Below are 24,060 nucleotides of genomic sequence, written 5' to 3' on the forward strand. Positions count from 1 at the left end.
GAAATTTTTAAGGTTTTTAAGAGGAACCTAACATGAGTAGCGGACGTATCGTACAAGTCATCGGCGCCGTTATCGACGTGGAGTTTCCGCGCGATGCCGTGCCACAGGTTTATGATGCACTGAAAGTGACTGACAGCGGCCTGACGCTGGAAGTACAACAGCAATTGGGTGATGGCGTAGTTCGCGCGATCGCGTTGGGTTCTTCTGAAGGCCTGCGTCGCGGACTGGATGTCGACAACACCAAAGAAAAAATCAAAGTACCCGTGGGCACCGAAACACTCGGTCGCATCATGGACGTACTGGGTAACCCCATCGACGAATGTGGTCCCATCGGTGAAAAAGAGCGCATGGAAATCCACCGCGCTGCACCGAAGTACGAAGAGCTTGCAGCGTCTTCTGACCTGCTGGAAACCGGCATCAAGGTTATCGACCTGGTTTGCCCGTTTGCCAAGGGTGGTAAAGTTGGTCTGTTCGGTGGTGCCGGTGTTGGTAAAACCGTAAACATGATGGAACTGATCAACAACATCGCAACTGAGCACAGCGGTCTGTCTGTATTCGCAGGTGTTGGTGAGCGTACTCGTGAGGGTAACGACTTCTACCACGAAATGCAGGAAGCCGGCGTTGTAAACGTTGAAGAATTCGCGAAATCTAAAGTAGCAATGGTATACGGCCAGATGAATGAGCCACCGGGCAACCGCCTGCGTGTAGCACTGACTGGTCTGACCATGGCTGAAAAATTCCGTGACGAAGGTCGTGACGTACTGTTGTTCGTCGACAACATCTACCGTTACACACTGGCCGGTACCGAAGTATCAGCACTGCTGGGTCGTATGCCTTCAGCGGTAGGTTACCAGCCCACACTGGCGGAAGAGATGGGTGTTCTTCAGGAACGTATCACCTCAACCAAAACCGGTTCCATCACTTCTATCCAGGCGGTATACGTACCGGCGGATGACTTGACTGACCCCTCGCCAGCAACCACCTTTGCTCACTTGGATTCAACGGTAGTACTTAGCCGTGACATCGCAGCAAAAGGTATCTACCCAGCGGTAGACCCACTGGACTCTACTTCACGTCAGCTCGACCCACTGCTGGTTGGTCAAGAGCACTACGAAGTAGCCCGCGGCGTACAGACTGTACTTCAGCGCTACAAGGAGCTGAAAGACATCATCGCCATCCTGGGTATGGACGAGCTGTCTGAAGAAGACAAAATGACCGTAGAGCGCGCACGTAAAATCGAGCGCTTCCTGTCACAGCCTTTCCACGTTGCCGAAATCTTCACCGGCAGCCCCGGTAAGTACGTGTCTCTGAAAGACACCATCGCCAGCTTCAAAGGCATTCTGAACGGTGACTACGATCACCTGCCAGAGCAGGCTTTCTACATGGTTGGTACCATCGAAGAAGCAATCGAGAAAGCGTCGAAACTGTAAGTCCGCGCAAGCGGGCTTCACGCCTAAGAGGCTGAAGATATGGCTATGACAATACATTGCGACATCGTAAGTGCCGAAGAAGAAATCTTCTCCGGCCGCGCCAAGCTGATCGTTGCCAATGGCATTCAGGGTGACCTGGGTGTGACCTACGGTCACGCCCCGCTGTTAACCTCGCTCGAGCCCGGCCCCGTACGCCTCGTACTGGACAACGGCGAAGAGCAGGTTTACTACGTCTCCGGTGGCTACCTCGAAGTCCAGCCCAATGTTGTGAGCATTCTTGCCGACACAGCATTGCGTGCCGACGACCTCGACGAAGCCGCTGCACTGGAAGCACAAAAGCAAGCTCAGCAAGCCATGCTGAACCAAAGCGCCGACGTAGACTACTCGCGCGCTGCGGCTCAATTGGCAGCAGCCACTGCACAGCTGCGTACCCTGCAGCAAATTCGCAAGGCGATGGGCAAGTAATTCCCTTTGGGAGTTACAGAAAAAGGCGGCTTAGGCCGCCTTTTTTTATGCCTGCAAAACAGCCCTACCAACTCAACAATTCCCTTCCTTTCTATCAACGTGTTCGCATCAATGTAGGAGCGTTTTGGCACTGCCTACCATCATAGTGGCTGTGACCGCGACCGATCCGAGTTACTTGTAGGAGCGGTTTTAACCGCGATCTTAACCGCGATTCCGATACGTGGTCCCTTTATGATGGCCCGCTGAAATATTCATTCTCCCAGATGCTGATACCAATGGTTTCGCCCTGCTGGGCGACCCCCTTTCTCTTTGCTTGCCCAAAGAGAAAGGGGGGAAAGACAATGTGTTTTCTGCATTGAGCGCCGCTCGTCGGCGACCCGAAGGGCGAAGGCATGCAATGCCGAGTAAAAAGGCACCCCGCATCACTGTCGTCGGCTGGTCGCCGCCGATACCCTGCGCGCGGCGCTGCCCAAGCGGTCGCTGCGGAACTCGCCTATCGGCTCAAACAGTCCTCGCTCTCATCCGCTTGAGCACCGCCGTGCTCGGCAGTGCTGAGGGGAGAGTTCGTCCGTGCCAGAGATTTAGCTCCAATAAATACTTGCCTAATGTGGAGCGAAAATTTAGGGTATAAACGCGACGCAGTTAAGGATGTCCTGCCCCCAATACCGAAGGAACGGTAAGAATTTTACTAAATTTCCTCCAACTTCCCTCGCTATTAACAAGGCAACCCACTTAACAGTTAAACCGAGCTTCTGTTGGCCCTATTAATGAACTCAGGGCTAATTAATTAGAGAATTAGTACTTTCAATAAAGCGGCGTAAAATAATGGCCTGAAAGTGATAGATGGCAGCTCGGTAATATTAATTATGAGGCCAATAGTCTGATAAACGAGCTGTTCGCTACTCGTCCCTGAATTTGGAGAATCACTTTTGAGAAAAAAACTATTTATAGCTCTAGGAAATGGGTTCACCGTTGACTTTCTCCATCATATAAACCGAGAGGGCGAGATTGATGTTGTAAATCTATTCAAGCGTGGCGCTGAAGTTCCATGGCCAACAACAGGCATGCCTGGTTTTTTATCGTTCAAACACTGCCCCCATCTTTGGAACCTTGGCGCGAGGCCGAACATGGATAATGACAGCGCAATGCAATTAATTGAGGATATAATCACCTGTGTAAATGTTTACGCATCAAAGGAGAAACGCAACCCTGTTGGCCATGAATATAGGCCTAATGATATATACATTTATGCCTACAAAGAATTGCTTCAATACTTGAAACATTTATTCATATTTTATAATCGGAAAATTGAGGATATTCCGGACTCAGCTGAGAATTGGCCATGGTTAAAATTTATAAAATACGCAAACGAGAGCGACTATTACAGTGAAATAGTTATAGTTACCTATAACTATGATATATGGCTTGAACGTGTTTTGCAGAAGTTCGATATACCCTTTAACGTTGGCATGATTGGCGAAAATGATCCCATGGTGAAAATTAATATATTGAAGCCTCATGGTTCTATAAGCTTCACACATAAACAAAAAATGGATAAAGATTCATATTTCATCAAGCTCAATAATGAACTTTTAGATGGGTCAACAGACGAGTTTACAGTCAGCTACGAAAATCTAGATGATAATTATTTAGTAAGCGCTTTAATTCCGCCAGCTGGAGAATCCTCTAGATTTAATCACACTTGGGCTTCGCAAATAAGAGGAACTGCAAAACACAAGGCAACACGCTTAGATAAAAACGACGAAATGATAATTTGTGGCCTTTCTTATTGGCATGTGGATCGAGCCGAGCTCGATGAGCTTTTTGTAAGCTGCGACCCCCTCCTAGACGTTACTATGATAAATCCAAATCCAAAGCGTACAATAAATGCTGTATTAACCAGTATATTTAGCAATTTTGTAACGTATTCTGGCTCTGCCACATTGAAGGAGAAAATAACATGTCAAGCATACTGAGCCGAGAAACAAATACCATCACAGTTGCAAACTTTTGGGAAAACTTTCTCCTTGATAAATATAATTTTGATCCTGCTTACCAACGAAAAAGTGTTTGGAGTGATGAGAAACAATCATTCTTTATAGATAGTGTTCTCAAAAACTTTCCAATGCCTCCAATATTTCTTCATCAAAAGATCGATGATGATACGGGTAAAACAAAGTACGATATCATTGATGGGAAGCAAAGGTTGACCTCTCTAATACGTTTTTTAAAAAATGAAATCCCAGCATCTGATGAGTTTGAAAATAGTCCCTTCTATGATGAAAATATTGCAGGTGTGTATTTTAGCGATTTGGATAAAAAAGGGCTCACAGAATACAAGAGAAAACTGTGGAGATATGTAATACCAATTGAATATATCGATACATCAGATAAAAAGGTTATTGATAATATATTCGATAGACTAAATCGTAATGGAGAACCGCTTAATGGCCAAGAGTTGAGAAAATCTGTATATCACGGAACAGGTTTGTTGCTACTCGTAGAGAGAATCGCAGATTTGCCATTTTGGAAGGAAAGGCTATCAAAAACAGATGTTGCAAGAATGGAGCACTATGAGTTTGTATCAGAAATATTATTTCAGTTAATCGAGGACACTCCCTTACACGCGAATCAACAAGAACTTGATGATTTGTACGAAAAATATGTTAATGAGACTTTAGATTGGAATGGCTTGGAATCTAGATTCATTGAAGTGACAACTTATATTGAAAATATTGATATCGATTTTGATGCGTATCGAGTAGGTGGTGTTTCTCACTTGTACGGTATTTGGTGCTTGGCAAATAAATGTGTTCAAGAACGGATTCCTGTTGAAGATGTTAAGAATAAGTTGAATGATTTTTTTACGGAGCTACGATCCGGTAATATTGAAAATGAACACATAGATATTTATAAAAAAAGCATGTCAGCGAGAACTAAAGATCAAGGCCAAAGAAAGCGCAGGTTTCAAGCACTTTGGGATTATGTTGCTCTATAGACTTTAAAACTCAATGCTCTCGGACGCAGGCATCTAATCTGCGCTGGTGCTTGAAGGTTGAATGTCGAACAGCTTCTGTATGCTTATAGGGTGAAGTTTTTAGCACCCGCCTATCTCATTTCCGTAAGTTCAATAATCTACATTCGCGCGGCTCCCATAGCCGCGTGTACGGGCATCACCGCCATATCGGTAAATCACAATCCTCTGGACTCTTTAACGCTCAGTGTTTATATTCATTTCCCGCCATCCGCAGAAAAATAGACACGATAATAATGACGACAGCAACGCTCCTCCCTATCGATGGTTCAACCTTCTCTATCTCCTTACTGGACTTAGGAGAAAATTTTTTTGAACACAGAAAAGTAGATGTAAAAAATTTATACGACCGCTGCGAGATCACAGCCGATCAGATTAACCGTAGCGATAGCTATATTTCAGGCTGGCAACTACGCGAGATGCTCCGCAGCTGTCGAGACATCGCCATTCCGGGCCAACCACTTTCCGTCTTACTTTCGGAGTTTGCGCCGATAACGGTACCTGGCGGTATGTTTGGATTAGCATCCTTCACAGCCAAAACAGTGGATCAGGCACTGAAATTAATGGTTGACTACTCACATACCGTAATGCCCGCATATCACTTCGAAAGAATTGATAGCGGCGGAAAGTGCCACATAGTTATGCGTCCGGTCATCGATTTTGGTGATGTACAGCATTACTTAGATGAGGTTGTTGCAGGCTATTTTTTAAACCTGCGATATTTTTGTAATTTGCCTTTGCCTGCCCCAAGAATTCATCTGACTCATTGCATTGAAAATGATATTTCCCGGTATGAATATCATTTCAAAGCGACCTTTGCTTTCTCAAAGCGCATTATTGAGGTAATTTTCGACAACCATCATCTAATTCAACACCTTCACACCCATAACCAATCCACGTTTGAGCAGGTCTACGCTAGTTTAAAAACCGCTACCCCACCGTCGACGCCGTCATTATCCAGTAAAGTAAAAAACCTTCTTCGGCAACGACTCACTAAGGGCTTATCGATACATATCGCTCCTATTGCCGAACAAATGCATTATTCAGAGCGAACGCTCGCGCGCCACCTACAGAGCGAAAACACATCATTTCTTGAATTAAAACAACAAGTTTCGATCGAACATGCGAAGTTTTTACTAGCCAGCACCGACGATCCAATTTGTAAAATATCGCACGCTTGTGGCTATAACAGCGACTCCAATTTTTCACGCGCCTTCAAAAATTTTACCGGCAAAACACCCAAGAGATTTCGTCAAGATCAATAGGCTTAAAACCGTTGATATTGCCTGCTCTCCTCCTTATATATTTCAAATACTTTATCCGTAGTCCAAATCGGCGCACAATTTTTCGTTCCATCCAGATAATTTCTCTCCTTGAGTTCCAACAGGCTGAGCATGCTGTCGTCTTATGAACAGGAATGGACTGAAAATGACAAGTCGTTCCAACCTATATTTCTTTCGACAATATCAGCATTACCCAAAATAAGGAGAACGACGTTGATTGAACTCACTTTCATTGAACATAACGGCGAAGTACATAACGTACGCGCTGCACCTGGTACCAATCTAATGCAGGCTGCGCTGGATAACAACGTCCCAGGTATTGATGCTGATTGTGGTGGTAGCTGTGCCTGCGGCACATGCCACGTTTTCATCGATACTAGCTGGATGGACAAAGCCGGCAAGCCCAGCGAATCGGAGTGTGCAATGCTGGAAATGACCCCAGAAAAAAACGAAATGTCCAGGTTAGCTTGCCAAATAACTGTTGAGACGCCTTTAAACGGATTGGTTGTAAAACTTCCAGAATTTCAGATGTAGCTCATCAGGAGATAGTAATGGCAAATCAGCTAGACCCACAAAATAATACCTTGCCGGATGCGACCAGTGTTCCCTTAGATAGAATCGATCTCAGCGATCCGCGTCTTTATTCACAACACAGGTGGCCGGAATACTTCCGGCGCGTTCGTGACGAAGACCCTGTGCACTTTCTAGAGGACAGTCCATTCGGTCCCTTTTGGTCTATTACTCGTTTTGAGGATATCGTTGCCGTAGACACCAATCATGAGGTTTTCTCTGCTGAACCTTTTATTATGATCGGTGACCCGGAGCCCGACCTCCCGCTAGAAAATTTTATTGCGATGGACCCGCCAAAACACGACGTTCAGCGCGCAGCGGTTCAACCAGTCGTGGCGCCGCGGAATTTATCGGCAATGGAGGGCCTCATTCGCGAAAGAATCGGCGTGATCTTAGATAATCTGCCGCTCAATGAAAGCTTTGACTGGGTATCTCGAGTTTCCGTCGAGCTAACCTCGCAAATGCTGGCAACGATTTTTGACTTTCCTTATGAAGATCGTCATAAGTTGCCGTATTGGTCTGATATTGCCACAGGCGCCCCCGAACTGTCGGGAGGCACCGCCGATAAAGAAGAGAGGAATGCGGCACTCCAAGATATGGCAGAAACGTTTTCGAAAATGTGGTTTCAGAAAGCGGCGCTAAGAGAAGCCGGACATGAACCCACCTTCGATTTAATTAGCTTAATGGAAGCTAATGCCGACACCAGAGATATGATCAATCGCCCTGCTGAGTTTCTTGGCAATTTAGGCCTGTTAATCGTCGGCGGCAATGATACAACTCGCAATTCGATCACAGGTAGTGTTCTAGCCATGAACATGTTTCCAGGTGAGCTCGAGAAACTTAAGCATAATCCGGATCTAATCCCCAGCATGGTTTCCGAGATTATTCGTTGGCAGACCCCCTTGTCCTATATGCGCCGCATAGCTAAATCTGACTTCAACCTCAATGGCAAATTGATCAAGAAAGGCGACAAGGTCGTTATGTGGTATATCTCCGGAAACCGCGATGAAAGAGTGATCGACAATCCTGATAAGGTAATTATTGATCGGCCTCGAGTGCGTCAACACCTATCATTTGGTATGGGAATTCACCGCTGTATGGGTAATCGGCTTGGCGAGATGCAGCTTCGAATTACCTGGGAAGAGATACTCAAGCGATTCGATAATATAGAAGTTCTTAAACAGCCAGAGAGAGTACATTCAAATTTTGTGAATGGTTATGTAAATATGCAAGTTAAAGTGATTCCTAAAGCCTCGTAATTATTATAACTAATCACCCTCCCCTTACGCCTCTATGTGATCGGATCTGGCACGCTTATTATCACACAGGATTTTTCCTGAGAGGCTTTTTTACTATTTTGGCCGATATTATGAATAAGTTCGATTATGACTATATTATCGTCGGTTCGGGTTTTGGTGGCAGTGTTAGCGCATATAGATTAAGCGAAAAAGGCTATAGTGTACTGGTCATCGAACAAGGAAAGCGATGGACTCCCGAGAATTTACCGTCGACGAACTGGAAAATTTGGTCTTACCTTTGGCAACCAATACTAGGTTTGCACGGCTTTCTCCGGCTTCGTCTTTTTAAACATGTGATGGTCCTTCATGGCAATGCCGTAGGTGGAGGCTCTATCACCTATGCCCAAACTCTGCTTATTCCCCCCGATTCAGTTTGGAATGATGGTGGCTGGTCGTCTCTTGATGATTGGCAGAATATCATGCCAGCGTACTATGCCATGGCCAAGAAAATGTTAGGCGTCACGCGCAATGAACGCGGAGCGGCGGCGGATGAAAAACTTCGGCAGATGGCAAAGGCGGCAGACGTAGAAGATAGCTTTTACTATACCGATGTTGGCGTTTTCTTCGGAGAAAAGCACGACGCACCTGGCACTGAATATAGCGACCCTTATTTTGGCGGCAAGGGGCCCTCTCGCAATTCCTGTATCGGTTGCGGTGGTTGTATGGTGGGCTGCCATTATAATGCGAAAAACAGCTTAGACAAAAACTACTTATACCTGGCTGAACATAATGGCGTTCAGTTGCTTCCTGAAACGCGTGTTGTGGATGTATCACCACTGGGCACCTCCGGTGACGGTGAAGAGGGCTATCGTGTAAAGACGGTTAACAGCTTTGCTTTTTTTTCAAAAAAACCGAAATTCTATACTGCGCGATCGGTAATTTTTTCAGCCTCATCCCTAGGTACGCAAAGCTTGTTATTTGATCTTAAAGACAAGGGCTCGCTACCGAATATTTCCTCTGACCTAGGTAATCGCGTTCGTACTAACTCAGAATCAATATTAGGAATTCGTTATCCCGGTACAGATGAGGACTTGTCAAAAGGTATCGCTATAGGTTCAGGTATCCACATAGATAAGAATACCCATATTGAAGCAGTTCGCTATCCCGACGGCTCCAACTTACTAAGCGGGCTTTTCACCGTATTGACTGGTGGCCGACCCGGTGTTGTGCGAATTCTATATTGGCTCAAAGCAATAATAAAACTACTATGCACCCAGCCTATCAGTGGCTTGCGAAGTCTACTTCCATGGCGATTTTCACGAGAGACCGTGATCTTTCTGGTTATGCAAACCATCGAAGGGCATATCAACATGCGCTGGAAACGTCGCTGGTATTGGCCCTTTTCTAAGAGCCTTAATAGTGAGGGGAAGCCTATCCCTACATTTATTCCGGAAGCCAATGATTTCACCGGCAAAGTCGCTCAGGCTACAGGGGGCATCGGACTAAGCTCATTATCGGAAATTGCATTTAACGTTCCTACGACCGCACATTGTATGGGCGGATGCGCTATGTCTGACTCACCCGAGACCGGCGTGATCGATGCAAAAAACCGCGTTTTTAATTATAAAAACCTCTACATCATCGACGGCTCTATGCTGTCCGCCAATCTAGGCGTCAACCCTAGTCTGACCATTACCGCTCTGGCAGAACGTGCCATGAGCTTCATTCCTAACAAAGTACAGTAGATTAAGAGGTGAAATATTTTTATTTAACCAAAGCGAAAGCTAAGTTTATAAACGCAACGGATATGGTGGAGATTACCCGACTGTTCTCTTGGTTCGCAATGCTATGGCTGGCTAACCGGCCAGTCATATAAAAGGGGCGGCCCAGGCCGCCCTTATCGCTATCCTTACAGCCCCAGCTCGCTCAAGCCCGGGTGATCATCAGGGCGACGGCCCAGCGGCCAGTGGAACTTGCGGTCGGCCTCGCTAATCGCCATGTCGTTAATGCTGGCGTGGCGGTAGGCCATTAGGCCGCGCTCGTCGAACTGCCAGTTTTCATTGCCGTAGGAGCGATACCACTGACCGCCGTCATCGCGCCATTCGTAGGCAAAGCGCACGGCAATGCGGTTGCCGCTGTGGGCCCACACTTCTTTAATCAGACGATATTCCTGCTCGCGCTGCCACTTGTTGGCTAAGAACGCGATGATTTCTGCGCGGCCCACCGGAAAGTCAGCGCGGTTTCGCCATTGAGAATCTTCAGTGTAGGCCAGGGCGATGGCCTCGGGGTTACGGCTGTTCCAGGCATCTTCTGCCTTGCGGGTTTTCACTACCGCTTCTTCGTAGCTAAACGGGGGCAGCGGTGGGCGAGTATTGGGGTCGGTCATCATCATTTCCTTGTGCTTGGCTATTAGGGTTGGCATTTACTGTTGGTTGGGGTCTACGCCGAGTTCGCGCAAGCGCTGCTCGACCATGCGATCAATATCCGCGTCGGTATAACGGGGGGTGATGTGCTGGGGGCAGTTCCAGTCAAAGGCGGCAATGTGTATCAGCACGCCGCGCTCAATGCGGGCGCGGTAGTTCGGGTCCAGCAAGGCCTGTAAGCGCGCATCATCTGGGTCGATAAACTCCAACCGCCCCGCCACTTTCAGACGGCGGCGGTTTGGGTAGTCCATCAAAAACAGCGACACGCGATTATTGCTCTGCACATTGCCAGCACTGATGTACTGGCGATTGCCACGATAGTCGGCAAAGCCCAGCGTCGCCGCGTCCAACACTTTGATAAACCCCGGCGGGCCACCGCGATGTTGCACATAGGGCCAGCCCGACTCGCTAACGCTGGCCATATACAGGCTGTCGCGCTGACGAATAAATTGCGCCTCCTTGTCGCTGAGCAAATAGTTGTAGTCCTCGCCCTGCTCCATTCGCGCATAAGTGTCGCGGCTGCGGCCCTGGCTTTGCAGCGCTTTGGCGGCGGGGCTAAACATTAGCTTGGCGTAGCGGTGTCCCATGGTGCTGCCTCCGGTGGCCCCTTGCCCTCGACTGCCAAGGGGCCGTGGCTGAAAACGCTCAGGCAGCGCCTTGGCTCAGGCTCAGTTCTACCGTGGGGAAGTCGATCTCCACCTCGCTGGCCTTGCCGATGAATTTGGTCAGAATGTTCATGCCAACGTGGGTGATAATCTCCACCACCTCCGCGTCGCTGTAGCCCGCGCTGTGCAGCTCGGCGATCTCGGCGGCGGTGACACTGCCACTGTGTTCAACCAGCGTATTGGCAAACTTCACCGCCACCGCGGCTTTGGCATCCTGGCTGCCACCGGCGCGATTGGCGGCAATTTCGTCGCCGTTCAAACCGGCCTTGCGACCAATGGCCGTGTGCGCCGACACGCAGTACTGGCAGGCATTTTGTTGAGCCACCGCCAGAGCGATGCGCTCGCGGGTAGCCGGCGGCAACTCACCCTCACCGGCAATACCGTGCAGGCCGAGAAAGGCGCGCAGCGCCGCGGGGGAATTGGCAAAGATCTTCAGAAAATTTGGCACCATGCCCAGCTTTTGTTGAATTGCATCAAGCAACTCTTGCTGCTCGGCACTGGCGTTGTCATGGTCGATAATAGGTAAACGGCTCATCGTGGCATCCTCAAGTAAGTGGTTTGGTGCAGCTACCGCCGTAACTGCCCGACACCGCTACCTTGCCGAATTTCACATAGAAGAAGAATCGGCGTACATTGCAATTCATTATTACTTTAACCGGAATAATGGCGCGCAAGACTTATGGACAAATTTCACTTGCTTAAGGTGTATGTGGCCGTTGCCGAAGCCGAGGGCTTTGCCGCCGCCGCGCGGCGTTTGGAGCTGTCGCCCCCCGCCGTTACCCGCGCCATTGCCGCACTTGAAGATAACCTGGGCGTAAAGCTGTTGCAGCGCAGCACCCGCTACGTGCGCACGACCGATATCGGCAGGCGTTATCTGGACGATGCCAAACGGATTCTTGCCGAGCTGGAGGCCGCCGACCACACCGCAAGCGGGATCAACACCGAACCCCAGGGCCAGCTCACCGTCACCGCGCCCGTACTGTTTGGGCGGCGCTTTATTACGCCCAGTATTGTTCGTTACCTGGAGCGCTATCCCAAAACCACGGTAAATGCCGTGTTTCTCGACCGCGTGGTTAACCTGCTGGAAGAAGGGATTGATGTCGGTATACGCATTGGCGAGCTGCCGGATTCGTCACTGCGCGGCCGCAACGTCGGCAGCGTGCGTATGGTGGTCTGCGCCTCGCCGGACTACTTGCAGCGCTATGATCGCCCAGAACGCCCGGACGAACTGCGCAAGCACAGCTTGATCGCCTCACTGGCGGTTGGCGAAAACCAGCACTGGCACTTTCAATCGCCGGACAAAGCCCGCGCGCAACAGCGCATTACGATTGCGCCACGACTCACGGTCACAACGAATGATGCCGCCGTTGAAGCGGCCGTGAATGGGCTGGGGATTACCCGCGTATTGTCCTACCAAGTGGCCGACGAGGTCGCGGCAGGCAAGTTAGAAATACTACTGGAAGACTATCAACCAGCCGCCAAACCGATCACCATTCTCCATCGAGAAGATCGCAATCCAGCGGTAAAGGTTCGCGCCTTTATTGATATGTTAGCTAAAGAACTTGCGGGCCATTCAGCTCTACATTAACGCGCTTGACCGTGTTTTCGTAGCGGCTGCAAGGCAATGATATTTCCGGCCAGCATTAATGTACCACCCAATAATATTGCCCAGTCGAACGCCTCGGCGTACAGCGCCACACCCAATAGCGCTATCAATGGCAAACGCAAAAAGTCCAGCGTAACTACCACACTTACCTCGGCATAGTGCATGGCCTTGCTCATGCAAAAATGTGCCGACAACGCCATAAGGCCTATCAGCAGCAACCACCCCCACTGCCCGGAATCAGGCCACTGCCAGTGGGCAATCGACAGGGCAAAACCAATGGGTAACTGCACCAGACACATATAAAAAATAATTGTGAACGGCGAGTCGGCACCGCCGAGTGCTTTCGTGCAGGTGTGAGAAACGGCGTAGCCAATGGCCGCCGCCAACACAATAAGCGATGCGCTATCGACAATGCTGTAGCCCGGCTGAACAATCACCAACACGCCCAGCAGGCCCATCAAAATGGCCAATAATTTTCGGCGCGTTATCGCCTCGTTTAAGGCAACGGCGGCAATCAGCATCGTCCAAAACGGCACGGTAAATTCCAGCGCAAACACCTCGGCTAATGGCAGCAAACCAATGCCGACAAACCAACCGTACTGGCCGCCAAAGTGAAAAACATTGCGCAGCACATGCAAACCCGGGCGCTGACTGCGCAGCCGCAGCGCTGATGACGCTAAGTGGTTTGAGTGGGAAAACCTGGCCACCAGCATAATCAGTAACAAACACAGCAAACCGATAGCGCTGCGAAAGAACAGTTGCTGGTGTACGGCAATTTCGCCGCTCAGCTCACGCGCCGATATCGCCATTGTGCTGAACGACGCCAAGGCGCCAGCCATCCAGGCCGCCGCGCGGGGCGTTTGTTGATGATGAAATGCGTCCACTGCCGTCTTCGCGTCCTTACGTTGGCGGGGCAGTATATCGCGCTATCGCCGCAAGCTCTTCACTACTCAACAAGCGGCTTTCACCCAGGGCTAAGTCCGCCAAGGCTACCGGCCCCACCGACTCGCGATGCAGTGCCAACACCTCGTTATCAAAAGCGCCGAACATCCGCTTCACCTGGTGGTACTTACCCTCGGTAAGCGTTAGCCGCGCCGTGGTGGCCGACAGAATCTGCAACTGCGCGGGCTGAGTGGTAATGCCCTCATAAGCAAAATAAACACCGCGCTGAAAGGCATCGATATAGTCCTGGGAGAGCGGCGTGGCCACCTCCACCCAATACACCTTGGCGAGCTTCGTTTCCGGCAAACTGATACGCCGCGACCAGCCGCCGTCATTGCTAAGCAACACCAAACCCGTGGTATTAAAGTCCAAGCGACCGACGAAATGCAGCTCCGCCTTGCGCGGGTGATCCAGCACATCAATCACCGTGCGGTGAGCATCATCCTTCGTCGCGCTCACCACCCCTTTCGGCTTATTCAAGGCAATATACAACGGTGAGTCCGCTTGCAGGCACAGCCCATCCACTTCAACGCGACTAAAGCGATCAATACGTTGGTTAATCGACTGGGCCAGCTCCCCATCCACCAGGATACGCCCCTGCGCCAATAACAGCCGCGTATCCGACATAGCGAACGCCGTATGCTGGCGGATGAAACGGTCGAGGCGAGTCGTGTTGGCAGTCATGCGCGTATTATTGCGGGTAGATGGGGACCCGCTTTGGTAATTATCGTGTAAGTACCTTTGGCGACGGGCAATAGCTTGACCTGATTTGAATAATAATGGCGGCTATTCATAAACGCACAAGCGTATCTTGCGTGAGGTTATAAATCATAATATCTAAAGTTGCGGGAGATAATAATAATGGAGTCGCGGAAGTTATTGCTAGGCAGTGCTATTAGTATTGGTCTGCTTAGTGTTGGGAGTACAGCAGTCGCTGCTCCTATGCTCGAGGAGGTGATTGTTACAGCTCAGAAAAAATCTGAGAGCACGCAAGACACACCAATCGCAATTACCGGTATGTCGGAGAATCAACTGGAAAAATTTGGATTTTCTAGCGCTAATGACATATCGGCCCAGGTGCCAAATATGCAAGTTAGTGGCCCTTACGGAGAAGTACAGCCGATTTTTTCGGTTCGCGGCGTTAGCATGTCGGACTACAGCTCAAACCAAGCAAGCCCAATAGGTGTGTATAACGACGAAGCATATATGGGTGCCGTGTATACCCATGGGATGAGTTTTTTTGACGTAGCTCGGTTGGAGGTATTGCGCGGTCCTCAAGGAACACTGTACGGCAAGAATACTACGGGTGGAGCTATCAATATTGTTACGAAAACTCCGCAGATCGACGATGGTCTTCACTTCGATGCTAAGCAGGGAGTTGGGAACTACAACAGCCATAAAGGCGATTACGGTGTAGAGGGTACGTTAGTCCAAAATAAGCTGGCTGCGAGGCTTGCTTACTCTTATTCGCGTCGCGACGGCTATTATAAAAATGCGCTTGGCGGACCTGATCTATCTCAGCAGGATTTCCAGGGTGCGCGCCTAGTACTTAACTATGATATGACAGATCATATCAATATGGTCTTCAAGTATACCAAGGCAAGAAACGACGCCTTGGGTAGCCCCAGTCGCAATGAACCGCGTGGCAGGTTGGCAAATAATCCGGCATTGGTGACTGCGTTAGAGACGTCTGGGGTCGGTGTCTACGATCAGCCTAACAATGGATATATCGACAATACCGGCTACTCCCGGCCTGCGAGGGGCTTAGACTATTACGAGGTTGAGGATAACTACACTGGTGCTTTAGTGGTTAATTTAGACCAGTACGTGCATAAAATAGATTATATCCATGATGCCTTTACGGTTACCTCGGTTACGTCTTACACCGACAATGATTATGCGCAACAGCAAAATGTAGATGGTAGTCCTGATGGGCTTCTCGAAATCGATTGGGCGGTCGCTACCCAGGCATTTAGCCAAGATCTACGGATATCGACGACGTTTAAAGAGGATTTTGATCTGATAGCGGGCGCTTACTACCAGTTCGAAGATCAACAGCTAAACAACGTTTATCGATTGTATGAAACGCCGCCGGATACGCGTGTAGCAGCTACCTTCCCAGGGGTTGGGGGTTACTATCCATATCTACTGGATTTTGGTGCGCTCGACCAAAAAATGGAAACTGAGAAAGAGAGCTTTGCACTCTATTCGCAGATGCGTTGGAACGTCACCGCGGACTTTGGTATTGATTTCGGCGTACGCTATACCGACGACAAGATAGACCTCCCCTATTTAAATATCTCACGCGTGGGCTATGACGGATCGCCCAGGGGTACCTAAGTTCCAGGGAATAATACGGGTGTTGATAATATCTTCATTCCAGCAAATGTAGCGGGGCAAAGTCCCTTTGAGCCTGGGGTGTTGATACAAGAGCTCCTCGCCGGAGAAATAAGTGTGAATGACCTTTTGCTAACGGCACAAACTGGCTATACCCACGGTCCCTACACCGAGGAGTCAGCGACCCTGCTGAGTGCTCAGGAAAAAGAATGGACCGGAAAAATAGGTATGGACTACCGTCTGAATGATTCCCTGATGGTATATGGCTCATATAGCAAAGGCTTCAGAGCGGGGAACTTCAATGCTGGCGTGTATTACGAAGAGCGTGAATTTGAAGACGCCTATGCCGCTCCTGAATTCCTGGATGCTTATGAAATAGGCATTAAAGCTGACTTTTGGGATCGGCGCGCTCGCATCAATAGCGCGTTCTTTTACTACGACTACACCAACCAACAATTTATCAACGTAGTCGGGGTGTCTAACTTTCTTGAAAACGCGGGTGGTTCTAAGATCATTGGCTTTGAATCTGAAATGTTTTTCGCGATAACGGAAGCGCTTACCGTCCAGCTAGGTATGGGAATTCTTGAGACGGAATATACCGAACTGGAACTATCAAACGTGCAAACGGTTAACGATGACGATGATATTGTGGATCTCTCTGGTAATGAGTTGATTTCAGCACCCAAGATCAGCGCAAACGTATCAATCGATTGGGAAATATTCAGCAATAACGCTGGCTACCTGAGTATGAATCTGAATGGTAATTACCAAGACGACCAATGGTATAGCGCTTACAACGACAAAATTGGCTACGAAAATATAAAGCAGGATGCCTACGCAATATACAATGCGCGGTTTACCTGGTTTAGTTCCAATGACGACTACACTATTGCTATTTGGGGAAAAAACATCACTGAAACTAAATACGATAGTTACGCGATTAATCTACAGGCTGGTTTCGGGTTCGATTATTACCAACAGGGCGCGCCGGCAACCTACGGTTTAGAAATGACATATCGTTACTAAAATCGATTTATTATGATTTGATAATAGGGTTATAAAAATGAAAATAAAAAATTATATTTATACGCTTATAACAATTTTTTTACTAAGTTCAGCAAATTCTGCGAGTAGTATGGGTATTCCCGTCGTCAGTGGCGGTTCGCTGGGCTCCTTAATACCGGTGGGTGTTTTGTCCCAGGTAGATGGGTTGTTTATTGGCCGCGATATCCCGGTGTTAAGTGACCTCGTTTTGGTGGAAGACCTCCCTGTTGTTGACGGCAGAGGCATACCGGTTATTAGAGGTGTTGATGAGTCGCTGAGGATTAGCGAGGGGCTGGTTGCGGTAGTCCTTGGAAACCAAAACCTTGCAGCTAGTGAGTCGCTTCCGGCAACTGACCCCTTGTTCATTATTGAGCTACTGTTGCCCCCCGATGCTCTGGTCAACGTAATTTCTATCAATGAATTATTTTTTTAATTAGCGTAAATAATGAGATGTTGGCATGACTGATTTTTACAGCTGCCGGCTGGTTCGGCAAGGTTTTTGGGCGCTGCTAGTCGCTTTAATTTCTGGGTTTACGCTAATTTTTTCAATGATAGGTGGGGTTTCGCTTAGTCCGATTCCCTTACACATTCCCGTTGACATTCCTGGCACGACCGAGGGCTGGAGAACGGTACATACTGGAATGCTTATGAATGCATTAATGGCGATATCTATAGGCTCGTCGGTTAGATTGTTGGGCGTAGATGGCGATTCAAGCAGAAAAATATTTTTAGGATGCTCAATCGCCATTTGGGGGAATTTTTGCTTCTATGTATTTGGCATGTTCGCCCCGAATCATGGCCTTACACTGCAAAGCAACGCGCTGGGTGCGGCATCGCTGTCAGGTGCACTGGCTTTCTTTCCCGCGTTATTGGGAGCTGTCTCATTGATATATGTGGTAGTCATCGTGTTGCTCTCTAAGCCCGGCAATCGCTTTTAAATTGGGGGTACCTATGTCTGTAGATAATTGCTTGATTATTGGCGGTAGCCACGCGGGTGCGACCCTGGCTGCGTCACTAAGGCAGGAAGGTTGGTCTGGCAAAATAGCTCTTATTAGCGCCGAAGAATCCCTGCCGTATCATCGGCCGCCACTTTCAAAGAGTGCTTTGAATGGTGAAAAAGAGGGTAGCGAAATATTAATTCGTCCAGCCGATTTTTATAAGAAGGCTGACATTGATGTGGTGCTTGGGGCGCGTGTACTAAAAATTGACCGCGTGGATAAAAAAATAGCTCTCGAAGACGGGCGTGAGCTGTCATATAGCAAGCTGGCCTTAACTACCGGTGCCAGCGTACGGAGAATTAAACTTCCAGGCATTCATTTGCCGGGAGTGTGTTACCTGCGTGACCTTCAAGATGTTCATGAAATTCGTAAGTATATTGGCAATGGGCGGTCAGCGGTCGTTATCGGTGGTGGCTATATTGGCCTTGAGGCTGCAGCGTCGTTAAGGGCCGTTGGCATGGACGTGACAGTACTAGAGGCATTGCCGCGAGTACTGGCTCGAGTGACATCGCCAGAGATCTCCGAATTCTATGCCAGGGTGCATCGCGAAGAGGGCACTCGGGTACTCACAGATGTGTCCATTGATAGAGTCGCGGGGGAAGGCTCTGTGACCGGCGTTCACCTGGCCGATGGCAGTTACATTCCGGCCGACCTGGTATTGGTTGGTATAGGGGTTTCCCCGGCGACTGGGCTTGCAGAAGCGGCTGGACTAGATGTGGACAATGGCATTGTTGTAGATGAGTTTGCCCAAACCAGTGATGAGGATATCGTTGCCGCGGGTGATTGCACCCGCCATTACAATCCGATCTATAAAACCACCCTGCGTTTGGAGTCAGTGCAAAATGCCAATGATCAGGCCAGGGTTGCTGCAAGGACAATATGTGGTAAGTATCAGCCATATCGTGCCTTGCCGTGGTTTTGGTCTGATCAATACGATGTAAAACTGCAGATTGCCGGATCTTGCGCTGGTTTTGACAAGGTGGTCTTACGTGGTGATCCGAAAAGTGGTCGCAGCTTCGCTGCTTTCTATTTTAGTGGCGATACACTTTTGGCTGTGGATGCGATAAACCAACCTAAGGCATTCTTATTGGCCAAGCGATTTTTAAGTGAGGGAAAAACGGCGGATCCATTAAAGGTAGTGGATGAAACCGTTGATCTAAAAGACGTATTTTTCGACCCTAGATAGTGTCCGTGTGAAATAGGGCGCTATCTTGATGTCGCCCTTCGGTGTCGGGAGAAATTACCCTTCTTCGTATGTTGATCGAAAGCCAGCGAGATGCTTTCCATTTTCGGTATGCCCAATAACTACGCCGCGTTGTGTACAATGTGTGTAATTCCATGTGCATTTCTTGGCAGTTTCTATGAGCGTCTCCAGTTACCGTATTGTCAACACGTGTTTCCAACTCGTGTGTTGGAAAAAACAGCTTCTTCGTGGTTTGGTTGTTCCTTTACTCATTCTTTCCCTTGTAGCCTGCGGTGGCAGCAGCAGTAGTAGTAATAGCGGTAGTGCAGGTTCAGGCAGCAGCCTACGGGCGTGGCCGGCCTCGCAACCCGGTGAAGATCCCCCGGCTGCGCCGGAGGAATTGGCGCCACTGATCACGAATTTGTCGCTGCTGTCAGCGGCCCTGCCGCGCGATGTGGCTGCCCGCCTGTTCGACCCCGTTGCCCTCGGCTACACCATTAACGATATTAGCGACCCGGTGATTGTCGAGCACATGGTGCGATCAACCCTGGCGCAGGGGCAGGATGGCTCGCGCATAGAGCACGCTTACCACTGGTACGGTCACCCTTACGAAAACCCCAATGTGGCGCTGGTGCCGGTGGAATTTAATAACCGCTACGGCACTCGTCTGCACGGTGAAATCGTGCTGCCCAAACAGGGTTTGGTACCGCCTACGCAGGGGCCGTTCCCGGTGATTGTTGCCCTGCAGGGCTTAAACACCAACACCGCCATGTATCGTTGGTGGCACCGCCTGTTCGCCGACAATGGCTATGTAGTGTTCGCCTTCGACTTCAGCGGCCAGGGCCGCTCGGATGATGCCGGCGAGTCCGACCCGGACAACAACTTGCACGATGCCCAAGATGCCATTCGCTACTTGTTTGAAGACTCGCCCGTGGCCGCCGCGTTGGATGCCGACCGGCTGGGCGTGATTGGCCATAGCATGGGCGCGGCTGCGGCGCTACGCGTGCAGGAACAAGAGGCCGCCGATGCCGCCGAGCCCAACCCGGTTCGCGTTCGCGCGGTTGTGGCGGCGGCGCCAGTATTCGAGTCGGTCACCGCCAGTCCGATACCGGTGATGATCCAAACCGGCGATCACGATGGCCCCATTGCGCCACTGCCCTTTGTGAACCCCGCCGTGGTGCGCCCGCTCTACGACAGCCTGAGTAGCGACCGCGCCTTTATTGTTGCCGAGGCAGCCAGTCATGCGCAGCACACTAATTATCCCTTGCTGCCCACCTCAACCTGGGGTCGCGAAATTGCCGCGAACTACTCGCTGGCATGGATGGAGTACTACCTAAACAACAATACTCAGGCGCTGTTGACCCTGCTTGGCGGCCATCCGCATTTGTCGTATTTGCACGACAGCCTGGTGCGTATTGGCGACAGCGAGCAAAGCTACCGCGGCAATGGTTTGGCGCCGTCAGGCGACGAGCTGTAGCGACCAATATTGCGTATGATGGTCGGCGCACCGCAACAGACTGAATAAGGAAGCATCACCGTGTCGCTAATGTTTGAAGAAATCGACAGCCAGGACTCTGCCCTGGGTGAAATTTCCCTGCGTCGGCGGCGCATTCCCGCATTGGGTGAGCGCGATATTTACGAGGTAAAACTGGGCGACGAGTTTCTGATGTCGAGCATGTTTTACGATGCCGAGGAAGCCCTGTCGACCCTGGGCTTAGCCGCTGTGCAGGGCGAAAACCTCAGCGTGGTGGTGGGCGGCCTGGGCCTTGGTTACACCGCCGTTAAAGCCCTGGAAGACGCGCGAATTGATGAGTTGTTTATCGTGGAGGCGCTGGACACGGTGATCGGCTGGCACCGCGACGAAAAAGTGCCGCTGGGTAAAATTCTCAACGCCGATAGCCGCAACCGCTATGTGCTGGGCAGCTTTTTTGAGCTGGCCACCCAGCCCGAACTTGGCTTTGACCCGGCGGTACCCGGCAAGCGTTTCGACGCCATATTATTGGATATCGATCACTCGCCGTCGGAGTTTCTCAACGCCGCCAACGCCGGTTTTTATACCACGCAAAACCTCTCGCTAATGGCTAGCCAGCTCAAGCCCGGTGGCGTGTTTGCCATGTGGTCGCAAAATCTGCCCGACGCCGAATTTGAAGCGCTGCTAGGCAGCGTATTCGCTAGCGTGGCGTCCCACGTGGTGTCGTTTTACAACCCCTTCCAAAATACCGAGTCCACCAACTCGGTGTATGTGTGCACCGTGGCGGCCGAGTAGTCGTTAACCAGGGCAGCAATATGTTTGAAATTCGCTTTACCGAAACCGTGGCGGCCCCGGCCGAAAAAGTCTGGCAGGTTCTACTCGATACCGCCCACTACGCCGTATGGAATCCGTTTATCGTGGCCTGCAAATCCAGCTTTGTTGTGGGCGAGCCTATTTTTATGCAGGTACAACTGCTGCCCTCGCGGTGTATTTCTCAAACCGAAACCATCCGCGCAAACACGGCGGCCGAATACCTGGAGTACGGCATTCAATTGCCGCTGGGCCTTTTATCCAGTTCGCGCCAGCACCGCCTAACAGCGTTGGATAACAGCAGCTGCCGCTATGAATCGGTGTTTATCCTGCGCGGCGGGCTGTCGCCGCTGGTGCGCCTGCTATTGGGCAAGCACTTGGCGCGCGGCTTTCAGGGCATGACTCGCGGCCTGGTTCGCCGTGCTGAAGCGTTGACGTAACTAACGCACCCCGTAAATGTGAGGAGCAAGGCCATTAAAGCTATCTGGATTGTGGTGTTTACGGCGGTGTTGCTGTGGTCGGGTATTGGGCCCCACGACCCCTTTACCTGGCTGTTGGAAGTCGCGCCCGCGGTTATTGGCGTCGTTGTTATGGCGGCAACATACCGGCAGTTTCCGCTCACGCCGCTGCTCTATACGCTGATTTTATTGCACTGCGTGATACTGATGGTCGGCGGCCACTACACCTATGCCGAAGTGCCCGGCTTTGATGGTTGGTTTGGCAGCGAGCGCAATAACTACGACAAAATTGGCCACTTCTTTCAGGGTTTTGTGCCCGCTGTCTTGGCGCGGGAAATCTTTATTCGCAAAAAGGCGGTGAACGGCAGCCGCTGGTTGGCACTGTTTGTGGTGGCTATCTGCCTCGCGTTTAGCGCCTTCTACGAACTTATCGAATGGTGGGTGGCCGAGCTAAGCGGTGAAGGCGCGGAAGCCTTCCTTGGCACCCAAGGTTATGAGTGGGACACCCAGTCGGATATGGCACTGGCGTTGGTCGGTGCCATCACGTCGCTGGTTTGCTTGTCGCGCTGCCATGACCGTCAGTTGGTGGGTGGCCGATTTGTGTAGTCGCTGGGTGTTGGTTCACTGAGCTTTTCCATTTATAGCAAGTACTTACGTTCACCGCGCTGGTCGCGGTGGGCGGCATTCGTTACCATTCTCCTGTCGCCACGGTATTGAAGGGATCATCGGTGTCTTTAGAAGTCATTATCCTTGCAGCGGGTCAGGGTACTCGTATGCGTTCGGCCTTACCCAAAGTGTTGCACCCATTGGCGGGCAAGCCGATGTTGCAGCACGCCATCGATGCGGCCGCGCAAACTGATCCGGCCGCTATTCATGTGGTGGTGGGACACGGCGCCGAGCAGGTGAAGGCCGGGGTTTCGCACCCCAACTTACAGTGGGCCTTGCAGGCGGAGCAGAAGGGCACGGGTCACGCGGTGGCTCAGGGCTTGGCCGCGGTAGCCGAGGATGCCACGGTGTTGATTACCTACGGCGACGTGCCGCTGGTGCGCCCCGAAACCTTGCAGGCCATGGTTGCCCGCTGCCGCGACACGTTGGTGTTGCTCACCGCCACGCTGGACGACCCCACTGGTTATGGTCGCATTATTCGCAATACCGACGGTGCGGTGCAGGCCATTGTTGAGCAAAAAGATGCCAGCCCCGAGCAACTCGCCGTTCGGGAAGTGAACACCGGCATGATGGCCCTTCCTGCCAAGTACCTGCGTGAGTGGCTGCCTGCGCTGTCGGCTGACAATGCGCAAGGCGAGTACTACCTAACAGATATTATTGCCATGGCGGTGGCGGCGGGAGTTGCCGTTGACGTGGCTCAGCCCGAGGCGCTGTGGGAAGTGGAGGGCGTGAACAATCGTCTGCAACTCAATGCGCTGGAGCGCCAGTACCAGCGCTTGATCGCCGAGCAACTAATGACCGACGGCGCCACCCTGGCCGACGCCCAACGTATTGATGTGCGCGGCACGCTGTCCATCGGTCAGGATGTCAGCATTGATGTGAACTGTGTGTTTGAAGGCGAAGTTGAGCTGGGTGACGGCGTAGAAATTGGCCCCAACTGCGTGATCAGCAACAGCCGCGTGGCGGCGGGTACGGTCATCAAGGCCAACTCGGTGTTAGAAGATGCGGTGGTCGGTCAGCAGTGCACCATTGGCCCCTTTGCGCGTTTGCGCCCTGGCACTGTGCTGGCCGATGCAGCGCGCATTGGCAATTTTGTGGAAACCAAAAACGCGCAGGTGGGTGAGGGCAGCAAAATCAATCACCTTAGCTATGTTGGCGATGCCAGCCTTGGCGCGGGCGTAAATATTGGTGCGGGAACCATTACCTGCAACTATGATGGAGTGAACAAATCTCGCACCGAGATTGGCGATGGTGCCTTTGTCGGCTCCAATACCGCGCTGGTCGCGCCGGTGTCGGTGGGCGAGGGCGCGACGGTGGCGGCGGGCTCAACCATCACCGGAAATGTCGCCGACGGCGAACTGGGCGTTGCCCGTGGCCGCCAACGCAATATCAAGGGCTGGAAGCGGCCCGTTAAAACATCCTGATCGCTACTATTTA

The 24,060-nt window shown here is 50.7% G+C and carries 24 protein-coding genes; 19 read left to right on the forward strand and 5 right to left on the reverse strand.

The annotated features are described in order from the left end of the window. Positions 1–32: 32 nt before the first annotated feature. The 8 genes from atpD to HNR64_RS02115 all read left to right on the forward strand — a co-directional run bounded on the left by atpD (position 33) and on the right by HNR64_RS02115 (position 9,765). Positions 33–1,430, forward strand: a complete 1,398-nt coding sequence (atpD, locus tag HNR64_RS02080) for a F0F1 ATP synthase subunit beta (RefSeq protein ID WP_204994936.1) — start codon at positions 33–35, stop codon at positions 1,428–1,430. A 39-nt stretch (positions 1,431–1,469) separates the two neighbouring features. Next, on the forward strand, positions 1,470–1,895 hold the full coding sequence (locus tag HNR64_RS02085) for a F0F1 ATP synthase subunit epsilon (RefSeq protein ID WP_204994937.1): 426 nt from the start codon (positions 1,470–1,472) through the stop codon (positions 1,893–1,895). A 929-nt stretch (positions 1,896–2,824) separates the two neighbouring features. Further along, entirely contained in the window at positions 2,825–3,871 is a 1,047-nt protein-coding gene (locus HNR64_RS02090) for a hypothetical protein (protein WP_204994938.1), read from the forward strand. Next, positions 3,856–4,893 carry a DUF262 domain-containing protein gene (locus HNR64_RS02095; protein WP_204994939.1) on the forward strand — a complete coding sequence of 346 codons (1,038 nt, stop codon included), beginning with the start codon at positions 3,856–3,858 and terminating at the stop codon, positions 4,891–4,893. The genes HNR64_RS02090 and HNR64_RS02095 overlap by 16 nt, the downstream gene beginning before the upstream one ends. 272 nt (positions 4,894–5,165) lie before the next feature. Then, complete coding sequence (locus HNR64_RS02100) at positions 5,166–6,194, forward strand: helix-turn-helix domain-containing protein (RefSeq protein WP_204994940.1); 1,029 nt, start codon at positions 5,166–5,168, stop codon at positions 6,192–6,194. Between the two features lie 231 nt (positions 6,195–6,425). Further along, positions 6,426–6,746, forward strand: a complete 321-nt coding sequence (locus tag HNR64_RS02105; RefSeq protein WP_027874990.1) for a 2Fe-2S iron-sulfur cluster-binding protein — start codon at positions 6,426–6,428, stop codon at positions 6,744–6,746. Between the two features lie 17 nt (positions 6,747–6,763). After that, positions 6,764–8,041: a cytochrome P450 gene (locus tag HNR64_RS02110; protein ID WP_051171358.1), complete on the forward strand. Its 1,278-nt coding sequence runs from the start codon at positions 6,764–6,766 to the stop codon at positions 8,039–8,041. Between the two features lie 110 nt (positions 8,042–8,151). After that, positions 8,152–9,765 (forward strand): GMC family oxidoreductase, encoded by a 1,614-nt coding sequence (locus HNR64_RS02115; RefSeq protein WP_239547425.1) that lies wholly within the window; start codon positions 8,152–8,154, stop codon positions 9,763–9,765. 164 nt (positions 9,766–9,929) lie between these two features. On the opposite strand, the gene HNR64_RS02120 is transcribed toward HNR64_RS02115, so the two are convergent. The 3 genes from HNR64_RS02120 to HNR64_RS02130 are packed head-to-tail and all read right to left on the reverse strand — an operon-like array spanning position 9,930 to position 11,643. Continuing rightward, on the reverse strand, positions 9,930–10,442 hold the full coding sequence (locus HNR64_RS02120) for a nuclear transport factor 2 family protein (RefSeq protein WP_239547427.1): 513 nt from the start codon (positions 10,440–10,442) through the stop codon (positions 9,930–9,932). Continuing rightward, positions 10,443–11,030 (reverse strand): pyridoxamine 5'-phosphate oxidase family protein, encoded by a 588-nt coding sequence (locus HNR64_RS02125; RefSeq protein ID WP_204994941.1) that lies wholly within the window; start codon positions 11,028–11,030, stop codon positions 10,443–10,445. It lies immediately after the preceding gene. Between the two features lie 58 nt (positions 11,031–11,088). After that, on the reverse strand, positions 11,089–11,643 hold the full coding sequence (locus tag HNR64_RS02130) for a carboxymuconolactone decarboxylase family protein (RefSeq protein WP_204994942.1): 555 nt from the start codon (positions 11,641–11,643) through the stop codon (positions 11,089–11,091). Positions 11,644–11,787: 144 nt separating this feature from the next. On the opposite strand from HNR64_RS02130, the gene HNR64_RS02135 reads away from it, so the two are divergent. Then, the gene (locus tag HNR64_RS02135) at positions 11,788–12,696 is read left to right on the forward strand and encodes a LysR substrate-binding domain-containing protein (protein WP_204994943.1); all 909 of its coding nucleotides are present in this window, start codon (positions 11,788–11,790) and stop codon (positions 12,694–12,696) included. Here the strand turns inward: HNR64_RS02135 and HNR64_RS02140 are convergent. Both HNR64_RS02140 and HNR64_RS02145 read right to left on the reverse strand, forming a co-directional pair. Beyond that, positions 12,693–13,598, reverse strand: a complete 906-nt coding sequence (locus HNR64_RS02140) for a DMT family transporter (protein WP_288363562.1) — start codon at positions 13,596–13,598, stop codon at positions 12,693–12,695. The genes HNR64_RS02135 and HNR64_RS02140 overlap by 4 nt on opposite strands. A gap of 16 nt (positions 13,599–13,614) precedes the next feature. Beyond that, positions 13,615–14,283: a pseudouridine synthase gene (locus HNR64_RS02145; protein ID WP_239547429.1), complete on the reverse strand. Its 669-nt coding sequence runs from the start codon at positions 14,281–14,283 to the stop codon at positions 13,615–13,617. 234 nt (positions 14,284–14,517) lie between these two features. Here HNR64_RS02145 and HNR64_RS17020 point away from each other — a divergent pair, with 234 nt between their 5' ends. From HNR64_RS17020 to glmU, 10 genes are all read left to right on the forward strand, one after another. Further along, positions 14,518–15,996 carry a TonB-dependent receptor gene (locus tag HNR64_RS17020; protein ID WP_239547431.1) on the forward strand — a complete coding sequence of 493 codons (1,479 nt, stop codon included), beginning with the start codon at positions 14,518–14,520 and terminating at the stop codon, positions 15,994–15,996. A 114-nt stretch (positions 15,997–16,110) separates the two neighbouring features. Next, the gene (locus HNR64_RS17025) at positions 16,111–17,019 is read left to right on the forward strand and encodes a TonB-dependent receptor domain-containing protein (protein ID WP_338061800.1); all 909 of its coding nucleotides are present in this window, start codon (positions 16,111–16,113) and stop codon (positions 17,017–17,019) included. A 37-nt stretch (positions 17,020–17,056) separates the two neighbouring features. Beyond that, positions 17,057–17,470, forward strand: a complete 414-nt coding sequence (locus tag HNR64_RS02155; RefSeq protein WP_027874987.1) for a hypothetical protein — start codon at positions 17,057–17,059, stop codon at positions 17,468–17,470. 25 nt (positions 17,471–17,495) lie between these two features. Then, a complete protein-coding gene (locus HNR64_RS02160; RefSeq protein WP_036256990.1) occupies positions 17,496–17,975 on the forward strand; it encodes a styrene oxide isomerase in 480 nt (159 codons plus the stop codon). Positions 17,976–17,988: 13 nt separating this feature from the next. Next, the gene (locus HNR64_RS02165; protein ID WP_204994945.1) at positions 17,989–19,221 is read left to right on the forward strand and encodes an NAD(P)/FAD-dependent oxidoreductase; all 1,233 of its coding nucleotides are present in this window, start codon (positions 17,989–17,991) and stop codon (positions 19,219–19,221) included. A gap of 175 nt (positions 19,222–19,396) precedes the next feature. Next, positions 19,397–20,695: an alpha/beta hydrolase gene (locus HNR64_RS02170; protein ID WP_204994946.1), complete on the forward strand. Its 1,299-nt coding sequence runs from the start codon at positions 19,397–19,399 to the stop codon at positions 20,693–20,695. Positions 20,696–20,764: 69 nt separating this feature from the next. Further along, on the forward strand, positions 20,765–21,484 hold the full coding sequence (locus tag HNR64_RS02175; protein ID WP_239547532.1) for a polyamine aminopropyltransferase: 720 nt from the start codon (positions 20,765–20,767) through the stop codon (positions 21,482–21,484). Between the two features lie 20 nt (positions 21,485–21,504). Further along, positions 21,505–21,939 (forward strand): SRPBCC domain-containing protein, encoded by a 435-nt coding sequence (locus HNR64_RS02180; RefSeq protein ID WP_204994948.1) that lies wholly within the window; start codon positions 21,505–21,507, stop codon positions 21,937–21,939. Between the two features lie 18 nt (positions 21,940–21,957). Beyond that, on the forward strand, positions 21,958–22,563 hold the full coding sequence (locus tag HNR64_RS02185; RefSeq protein WP_288362846.1) for a DUF2238 domain-containing protein: 606 nt from the start codon (positions 21,958–21,960) through the stop codon (positions 22,561–22,563). Between the two features lie 122 nt (positions 22,564–22,685). Then, positions 22,686–24,047 carry a bifunctional UDP-N-acetylglucosamine diphosphorylase/glucosamine-1-phosphate N-acetyltransferase GlmU gene (gene glmU / locus HNR64_RS02190; RefSeq protein ID WP_204994949.1) on the forward strand — a complete coding sequence of 454 codons (1,362 nt, stop codon included), beginning with the start codon at positions 22,686–22,688 and terminating at the stop codon, positions 24,045–24,047. Positions 24,048–24,060: the final 13 nt, after the last annotated feature.

Source organism: Spongiibacter marinus, assembly GCF_016906995.1.
Taxonomy (GTDB): domain Bacteria; phylum Pseudomonadota; class Gammaproteobacteria; order Pseudomonadales; family Spongiibacteraceae; genus Spongiibacter; species Spongiibacter marinus.